We start from the raw sequence: 8,921 nt of genomic DNA on the forward strand, positions 1-8,921 counted from the left end.
TTGATGAACCGAAGGTCGCCCCTGAACGCCCAAAGGGTGATGGTATTGTCCGCATTCAACGCCAGACCAGCGGTCGTAAAGGCAAGGGCGTGTGCCTGATCACCGGTATTGATCAGGATGATGCGGAACTGGCTAAATTAGCCGCGGAACTGAAGAAAAAATGTGGTTGCGGTGGAGCGGTAAAAGAGGGCGTGATTGAAATTCAGGGCGATAAACGTGACCTGATAAAATCATTGCTGGAGGCCAAAGGCATGAAAGTCAAACTGGCTGGCGGTTAATAAAAAAGCCACGGAGATAATCCGTGGCTTTTTAAATACAGAGCTGAAAAAGTAAACGTTTAATTATATCGAGCCGGTCAACCGTAAATTATTTACCAACCTGATGGCCAATAATACCACCAACAGCAGCACCACCCAGCGTACCCAGCGCGCTGCCATCGGTCAGGACTGCACCACCTACAGCACCCGCACCAGCACCGATAGCGGTATTGCGATCGCGTTTGGACCAGTTAGAGCAGGCGCTCAGAGACATTGCCAGAGTAAGCGCCAGAATGGCTGCGGTCATTTTTTTGCTCGTTACTAACATAATACTTTCTCCTGAATTATTGATTCACGGAATCCAGTGTTCTTTAAGGATAGCGTTAAATCGCGACTATCAAAGATATTTCCGTGAAACCGTTTAGCGAAGGCATGACAACCAATATCCTGCAGTTGGATGTTCGCTCCTGTTATATCGCTAATATTAATTCTACGAGTTTATCCTGTTAACAACAGGTAAAAAGTCTTAATTGGGTTGTCAGATAACTCTCAGAGAGGAGATGATTTGCCTGCCGACAAATCATCTTGCGCAGCCATTATGCGTTGGTATCAATGATATTGACGGTTAATCCTGAATGCTCAAGCTGCATTTGTACGCTGGCGCTGAGCTTAGAGTCCGTCACGACGCGACTGAATCGTGCTAAAGGCCCCAGGGTATAAGGATGAATGGCGTCAAATTTTGAGCTGTCGGTAAGCACAATAACCTCTGCGCCTTTCTCCAGTACCGCATTAACCACATCAGAACGCATCATATCGCGTCCGGTGAAGCCGGTTTCTGCCTGCCAGCCATCAATGCCGATGAAGGCCTTACTGAAGTGTACCTGCTGGATAAACTGGCGAGTCAGGGGGCCGACCATGCTCTCACTTTTCTTCTGATAAATCCCGCCGAGGAGAATCACTTCACAGGGTGTTTCTTTGAGCAGGTGAGCGATGTAGCTGCTCACCGTAATGATAGTGACATCTTTTTGCTCCGCCAGGGTTCTTGCCAGGAGCGCATTGCTGCTGCCATTCTCAATGAATACTGACTCGCCGGGGCTGACCAGTGATGCAGCGAATTCGGCCAGCTCACGTTTTAGCGTGAAATTGGTCATCATGCGTGTTTCCACATCATCGCTGTTCAATGAAACAGCAAATCCGTGCGCACGGCGTAAATAACTCTGTTTTTCCAGCGTATTCAGATCCTGTCGAATCGTCACTTCTGAAACGCCGGTGATTTTTGCCAGATCGGCGACGCTCATCTGACCTTTATCTGTCACCATCTGCAAAATGGATTGTTGTCGGGAATTCATAGTATTAATTTTTATAGCAATATCGTATCGGAAAATAAACGGAAGTCTGCTGATAGCAGTAACATCAAGAGAGCGATGTCATCAGATCTCCCACGGAGCTTTCTGTTTAGTTGGCAAAGATTGAGTATCTTCTTTGACCGTGTTTAACAGTTCAGCCTTCAGAATTTCGAGATTGTGGATGGCTGAGTGGTAATCACCTGCAACGAGGATATCCAGCACGGTATCAATGCGTTCGGCCAGACGCTGAGCGTCGATATCAGACATGGTCATCATCCAAAGGGCAATAGAGTTTGAATTTCATGATGCAGAATTTCATGGCAAAAGAGAAGGGAAAAATAGTATTAACCTGAATGATTGAAGAATATTATATATCCTGTGATTACATACAGATAGAATCATCACGTATTGTCCATTTATGGCTATTTTCTTCGAGGAATCTTTCTGCATTATCGCGTTTTTTTATTCAGGTGTCGTCGATACCATCGTTCGAACGCAGCTGCAGGCATCGGCTTGGCGAATAAAAATCCCTGACGCTCATTGACGCCGTTCTTGGTCAAAAACGCATCCTCTTTTGCACTTTCAACGCCTTCGGCGATGACCTGCAGGTTGAGCGCTTGCGCGACCGCGACAATGGCCCGCACCAGCGACTGTGAAATAGGTTGCTTGTGCACATCTCTGACAAAGGTTTGATCCAGTTTTATCGCATCAAGCGGGAAGCGGGCCAGTTGAGATAGCGACGAATAACCGGTGCCAAAATCATCCAAATGGATTTGTGCCCCCAACTGACTAAATTGCTGAATGACGGATAGCGCCAACTGCTCATTTTCAATCAAACTGCTTTCCGTTAATTCAACATCGATCGGGCAGTATTCAAAGTTGAGATCGTGAAGCACCTGCTTGAGAGCGGTAAATAGCGTCTGGTCGGCGAGCTGGCGCGCAGACACGTTTACCGCCACGCGTAGATTTATCCCCTTGGCACGCCATTTTGCCACCTGGCGCACGACGTCCAGAATAACCCATCGACCGAGCGGAACGATGAGCCCTGATTCTTCGGCGTAGGAGATAAACTCCAATGGCGGTATGAGACCACGTTCCGGGGACTGCCAACGAACCAGAGCCTCCAGACTACGAACTTCTCCGCGCCAGGTTATTTTTGGCTGATAGTGGATAACCAGTTGATCGTTTTCCAGCGCCTTACGCAGATTGGTGTCTAACCACAAATATTCAAAAACCCGTTGATTCATTTCCGGTGAGAAGACGCAAAACTGACCACGACCGCCTTCTTTTGCTGTGTACATGGCCGTATCCGCGTTACGGATGACGCTCTCGCCGTCCTGCCCATGCTGTGGCGCGAGAGAAATACCGATTGAACATCCGGTATAGACTTCTATCAGTCCAATGCGAAAAGGTTGACGCAGGCGCGTCAGGATACGCGATGCCGTAGCCTCCAGCGCACCCTGGGACGTTTCGGTGGCAAGGACAATGAATTCATCACCGCCAAACCTGGCCAGTAGCTGGTTGTCGTCGAGGCAACTGAGGATAGCCAGCGACACGCTTTGTAACAACTGATCGCCAAACATATGACCGTAGGCGTCGTTCACCTTTTTAAAGTTATCCAAATCGAGATAGACAATCCCAACCTGCGTATCGCCCGCGTTTTCAATGGCGTTGCTGATCAGCTCGTGAATTGCGTTGCGGTTCGGTAAACCGGTGATGGAGTCGGTATTGGCCAATACCCGTAGACGTTCCTGCGCGCGGCGCTCTTCAGTAATATCGGTACCGGAACAGATCAGAAATATTTCGTTCTTGCCGCTACCGTTATGCACAAACTTATTGCGGAACAGAAACAGACGCTGGCCTTTGCAGGTTTTTACCCAACGTTCAACCTCATAAGAGTTACCTTCGCGAAAAAACACCTCAATGTTGCGCCGTGAGGCTGCGGCCTCGCGCCGGCTCATAAACAGCGTGAAAACGCTTTGGCCAATCACTTCACGCTCTTTGAGACCGGTGTACTCTTCGCACAGGCGATTAAAGCGCTGAATGTTGCCCATGCGGTCAAGAATGACAATGACGGAGTTAGCTTCAGAAACGACCTGCTCAGCGAAAGAGAGGCCGTGAGCCAGGTCACGCGCGACGGAAGGGGTGTCATCCCAGGCGGATGCGCTTCCCGCCCATTCGCGCTTATTGATTTTCCTGCCGACCAGATGCACGGGAATGTCGTCATCTTCAATGGGAAGCGTCATCAACAGGCTCGATGTAATCACCGTCATTTCGCGAATGCGGTCGGCTTGCTCAGCTGACAATTCGATGGTCTGATCGACTGCTGACGCTTCGTCGATAGAGAAATGCAGGATGTTGCAATCCTCTGACAAACGCCAGTAGGGGTTATGAGTGCCCACATAGCTATACAACGTAACCCGCTCCCGGACGTCTTTCATGATGTGTACTATCCCGTTTAAAGCGCATAGAGCCTCAAAAGTATAGTTAGCCATGATTCATACAGGGTGACTATGGCTGAACGTATTGTTTTATTTATGTATTTATATGTAATGCAGAATCTAAAAAAAGCAAAGCTAGCGGAACTGAAAATAGTAAAAAATAAATTAGACCGGATGAAAGAAGTGTAGTGCGTGGTGGAGATTTGGGAGGGAAAAGAAAACGACCTTTCCCAGAAAGAGAAAGGCCGTTAGCTTTATCAATGTTACACGGCTGGACGTGCGATAACGCTGCGGGTTTCCATCCGCACTTCGGCAATGGTTACATCAATCACATCCGTGACTTTGTAAACCACTTCACCTTTGATTTGTACGGTGCCGCTTTCCTGGCTGCATACCAGTTCGTCACGAACAGCATGCAGGAACGGGGCCGGAATAAATGCGACTGCGCCATTATCCACTAAACGTACTCGCATACCGCCGCGGCTGACGTCAATGATCTCGGCCGCGAAGCGGACGTCGGTGCCGGCTTTGTCGCTCAAGAAGCGGGCGTATAACCAGTCACCCACATCGCGTTCAGCCATGCGGTTCAGACGACGACGTTCGGCCATTTGCAGGGTCGTATCATCCTGCGGACGGGCAATCGTTTCGCCTTTGATGACGGCCTTAAGCAGACGGTGGTTGATCATGTCGCCATACTTACGAATAGGAGAGGTCCAGGTGGCATATGCTTCCAGACCCAGCCCAAAGTGCGGACCTGGTTCGGTGCTGATTTCAGCATACGACTGGAACCGGCGGATACGGCTATCGAGGAAACCGGAAGGCTGCGCATCCAGTTCGCGGCGCAGTTTGCAGAAGCCTTCCAGCGTCAGGACCTCTTCGGCATCTACATGCATACCATGGGTTTTCAGTAGCGCGGCCAGTGCGTCAGCGTTTGCCGGATCAAATCCCATATGGACGTTATAAATTCCAAAGCCCAGCGTGTCGCGAAGAACGCATGCAGCACAAATATTTGCCGCAATCATTGACTCTTCCACGATACGGTTAGCGATGCGACGCGGTTCTGCCACAATATCCAGCACTTCGCCTTTTTCACCGAGGACAAAACGGTAATCCGGACGATCTTTAAATACTAACGCGTGGTTGTGACGCCATTCACCACGGCTCAGACAAATACGATGCAGCAGACGGATTTGTTCAGCAATCGCGTCGTTTTCAGGCTGCCAGTCGCCGGTGCCTTCCAGCCAGTCGGAGACGTTGTCATAGGCCAACTTCGCTTTAGACTCGATAGTCGCAGCGAAGAAGGTGATGTTGTCTTCAATCGTACCGTCGGCGGTAATGATCATGCGGCAAGCCAGAACCGGGCGTACTTCGTTCGCGCGCAGAGAACAGAGATCGTCAGACAGTTCACGTGGCAGCATCGGGATATTGAATCCCGGCAGATAGTTGGTGAACGCACGAATCTTCGCCGTTTTATCCAGTTTGCTGCCTTCTGCAATCCAGGCGGTAGGATCGGCAATAGCAACAGTTAACTGTAGCTTGCCATCGGCCAGTTCTTCAGCATACAGCGCATCGTCCATATCTTCGGTGCTGGCGCTGTCGATGGTGACGAAATTGAGGGCGGTCAGGTCCTGACGCACCAGACCTTCGTCCAGCATTTCGGTCGCAACGCCGTCCGGTGCTTCTTTTTCGAGATTATGGCGCGCCAGCGTGACCCACCACGGGACAAAGTGATCGTCCGCAAAGGTGATAAATTGGGTTAGTTCAGCGTAGAAGGTGCGATCGCCTTTCAGCGGATGGCGGCGCATTTCTGCCACGGCCCAGTCGCCTTCTTTAAATTCATGCTCAACGCCACGGGCGGCGCGACAAGGGATCGCCTCTTTCAGTAACGGATGATCCGGCACAATAGACAGACGGTCATTTTTGCCCTGAACTTTACCCACGAAGCGCGTCAGGAAGGGTTCGATTAGCTCTTCCGGTTCAGCAGACTCACGATCTTTTTCCGTATGGATCACCGCAACAATACGGTCGCCATGCATCACTTTTTTCATCTGCGGCGGTGGAATGAAATAGCTTTTTTGTGCATCGACTTCCAGGAAGCCAAAGCCTTTTTCCGTGGCTTTTACCACCCCTTCAGCACGCGGCGTCTGGGAATGTAGTTGCTGTTTAAGCTGCGCTAGCAGCGGGTTGTCCTGAAGCATAATTGTCTATTTTCGTGGCTAAAAGAGCGGCTGACAGTTTTACGCGATTCTGTCAGTTGCAGCAAGCGCTCTTTAAGTAAGTGGATCGGTTAATACGTCTCGCCCAGCGCGATTTTCAAGCGATTTAACCATCCGCATAATCCACTCCAGGCCAGCAGGTTAATCGCCTGTTCTGAAGAGATACCCTGATCGAACAACGGTGTTAACAGTGCGGCGCTAAAGCGGTCGGGCGCTCGGGTGAGCCATTGTACCGCCTGCAGGGTGACGCGCTCAACCGGATGTCGTTGTTCCCAGCGCTGCAATTCACGTTCATCCTGACGAAGGACAGTGATGATGTCAGTTAATTCATATGCCGTATGCGCATGTTCATTAAAGCAGGACACGCTGCCGTTGATGCGTGATGTCATCAGGGTCGTCAGAGAAAATGCCCGCGTCGGCATATCGCTGCGTAGCGTGCTGGAAATCAGTGACCCAAGTAAATCTAAAACGGCAGGTGAATGTGCTAGCAGAGGGAGCAGCGCGTGCAGTTCGTTGGGATAATCCGCGCGCAGTTTCGCGCGGGTATGCAGCTGCTCGGGTTCTAATGGCGCAGCGTGCCAGCTGGCGTTGGTGGCGCTAAATGGCGAAGCGTGAGCGAATTGCTGTATATCGAGGCCCGGTATTCGACGTACCGGGTGAGCGCTGCAGGCCTGAAGTAATGCGACTACCCGGGCCTGAAAACCGACGAAGCCGATGATTTGATTCATCAATATGCTATCGCAGCTGGTCAGCCCGACCGCATCCAGGTGCTGACGGTCCCGCTCGCCGATCACAGCCGGTGAACTGGCGAGCTGGCGCGCATATTGGGTGATTTGCGCCAGTCGATGATTACTTTCGCGAGACGAATCAGGACCGGGCAGCGGCGTTAAGCGCGCGGCATAGTGATTGCACAATCGCTGCACGCCATACACCTGAGCGACGGTCAGGGCTGTACTCATCCGTTCATAGGCGCTGAACGTATGCATCCGATCCAGTACGACGTGAGCAGGGAAAAGAAGCTGGGCAAGTTTACGGGCAGGGGTTAACCAGGATTGAAAGGGTAAAAGCACGTCATGAGGTATCGCCAGGTCCAGTAAAAAGCTGTCGTCAACATGAGCGGCCTCCGGCACCAGCGGCAGAACATCTTGCGGATACGTGCTGGATTGCGTCTCATGATACCAGTGGCTTTTGCCTACAATGCGGCGTTGTTCCATGGGCGTTCCTTGGTCTAAAAAGTGGCGACCCGGACACGTCGTCATACACCTACGCCGGATCGTTTGCGCTGCAATATCCTGACGTAAGCCGAAGGGGGGATGAAAGATTGTTACGTGATAATAAATATCGGAAAAGTATATATGGCACAGGGCAGTGGAGGAGGAGGTGAAAACCATGGGCGACGGCAGGCCGCCCACAGAGGACTAAACGATTATTTCAGATCCAGCTCGTTCATCGCTGCAATGCTGAAGCCACCATCCACGTGAACGACTTCACCAGAGATGCCGGCAGAAAGATCGGAGCACAGGAATGCTGCGGAATTGCCTACATCTTCAATCGTCACGGTGCGGCGAATCGGCGTCACCGCTTCACAATGCGCCAGCATTTTACGGAAATCTTTGATGCCGGAAGCGGCAAGAGTGCGGATTGGACCTGCGGAGATGGCGTTCACTCGTACACCTTCAGGACCCATTGCGTTAGCCATGTAACGGACGTTGGCTTCCAGAGACGCTTTCGCCAGACCCATCACGTTGTAGTTAGGGATTGCGCGCTCTGCACCCAGGTAGGATAGCGTCAGTAGCGCAGAGCCAGGGTTAAGCATAGAGCGGCAAGCTTTTGCCATCGCAACAAAGCTGTAAGCGCTGATGTCATGAGCAATTTTAAAACCTTCGCGGGTGACCGCATTCACATAGTCGCCATCCAACTGGTCAGCAGGCGCGAAACCGATGGAATGCACGAATCCGTCGAATTTCGGCCAGGAGTGGCTCAGTTCAGCGAACATCGCATCGATGCTGGCATCTTCGGCAACATCACATTGTAGTACGATGCTGGACCCCAGTTGAGCGGCAAATTCCTCCACTCGGCCTTTTAGTTTGTCGTTCTGGTAGGTGAACGCCAGTTCAGCGCCTTCACGATGCATTGCCTGAGCGATTCCCCAGGCAATGGACAATTTACTGGCAAGACCCGTCACCAGAAGACGCTTACCGGAAAGAAAACCCATAGCTTTAATCCTTATGGTCATTGCTTCTTCGTAGCAATCAATGCGTGATGATTGCCATGTCAAAAACGCGCGAAATTGGGCTGAAATTATATCCTACTCATTGTTCCTTTTAGAATGGTTATCACCCCTAAATGCCCTTACCATTCATTGCAAATGGCGAGGATATTACTTCCCTTGGTTGTGCTTTGCCCGACCCGTATTGCATTGAAGACAATGAGAAAATACAAGGCTTTAAAGGCGCTAAAATGGTATTATTAAGGCGCTAGCTGATGTTAATAAACATAGCAAGGTAGGAACTTTCTTAAAACAAAAAACATGCATATATTCAGATTGTTATGATATATTGTTTTTATCGATCAATATCGATACATTGATCGATATTATTGATTGATTGTGATTAAAAGTGCATTATCAGGAAGTTATGATCAATTGGAGTGGTCTTATGC

Annotated in this window: 8 protein-coding genes; 1 reads left to right on the forward strand and 7 read right to left on the reverse strand. The window is 50.4% G+C overall.

Going from position 1 to position 8,921, the window contains the following annotated elements; genetic code table 11:
* Nucleotides 1-278, forward strand: a 278-nt coding sequence (gene yciH, locus KQJ18_RS18600; protein WP_216422471.1) for a stress response translation initiation inhibitor YciH, incomplete at its 5' end; no start/stop codon positions are given.
* Nucleotides 279-366: 88 nt separating this feature from the next.
* Here the strand turns inward: yciH and osmB are convergent.
* From osmB to fabI, 7 genes are all read right to left on the reverse strand, one after another.
* Complete coding sequence (gene osmB / locus KQJ18_RS18605; RefSeq protein WP_038640946.1) at nt 367-585, reverse strand: osmotically-inducible lipoprotein OsmB; 219 nt, start codon at nt 583-585, stop codon at nt 367-369.
* 268 nt (nt 586-853) lie between these two features.
* Nucleotides 854-1,606, reverse strand: a complete 753-nt coding sequence (locus tag KQJ18_RS18610; RefSeq protein ID WP_085048103.1) for a DNA-binding transcriptional regulator YciT — start codon at nt 1,604-1,606, stop codon at nt 854-856.
* Nucleotides 1,607-1,687: 81 nt separating this feature from the next.
* Nucleotides 1,688-1,870 carry a hypothetical protein gene (locus KQJ18_RS18615; RefSeq protein ID WP_069325013.1) on the reverse strand — a complete coding sequence of 61 codons (183 nt, stop codon included), beginning with the start codon at nt 1,868-1,870 and terminating at the stop codon, nt 1,688-1,690.
* A 182-nt stretch (nt 1,871-2,052) separates the two neighbouring features.
* Complete coding sequence (pdeR, locus tag KQJ18_RS18620) at nt 2,053-4,044, reverse strand: cyclic di-GMP phosphodiesterase (RefSeq protein ID WP_038640944.1); 1,992 nt, start codon at nt 4,042-4,044, stop codon at nt 2,053-2,055.
* A gap of 263 nt (nt 4,045-4,307) precedes the next feature.
* On the reverse strand, nt 4,308-6,242 hold the full coding sequence (locus KQJ18_RS18625) for an exoribonuclease II (RefSeq protein ID WP_216422473.1): 1,935 nt from the start codon (nt 6,240-6,242) through the stop codon (nt 4,308-4,310).
* A gap of 89 nt (nt 6,243-6,331) precedes the next feature.
* Nucleotides 6,332-7,474 carry a carboxymuconolactone decarboxylase family protein gene (locus KQJ18_RS18630; protein WP_150345085.1) on the reverse strand — a complete coding sequence of 381 codons (1,143 nt, stop codon included), beginning with the start codon at nt 7,472-7,474 and terminating at the stop codon, nt 6,332-6,334.
* A 212-nt stretch (nt 7,475-7,686) separates the two neighbouring features.
* On the reverse strand, nt 7,687-8,475 hold the full coding sequence (gene fabI / locus KQJ18_RS18635) for an enoyl-ACP reductase FabI (RefSeq protein WP_038640941.1): 789 nt from the start codon (nt 8,473-8,475) through the stop codon (nt 7,687-7,689).
* Between the last annotated feature and the right edge of the window lie 446 nt (nt 8,476-8,921).

This window comes from Citrobacter sp. S55_ASV_140, from assembly GCF_018919505.1.
In the GTDB taxonomy this organism is placed as follows: Bacteria; Pseudomonadota; Gammaproteobacteria; order Enterobacterales; family Enterobacteriaceae; genus Citrobacter; species Citrobacter werkmanii.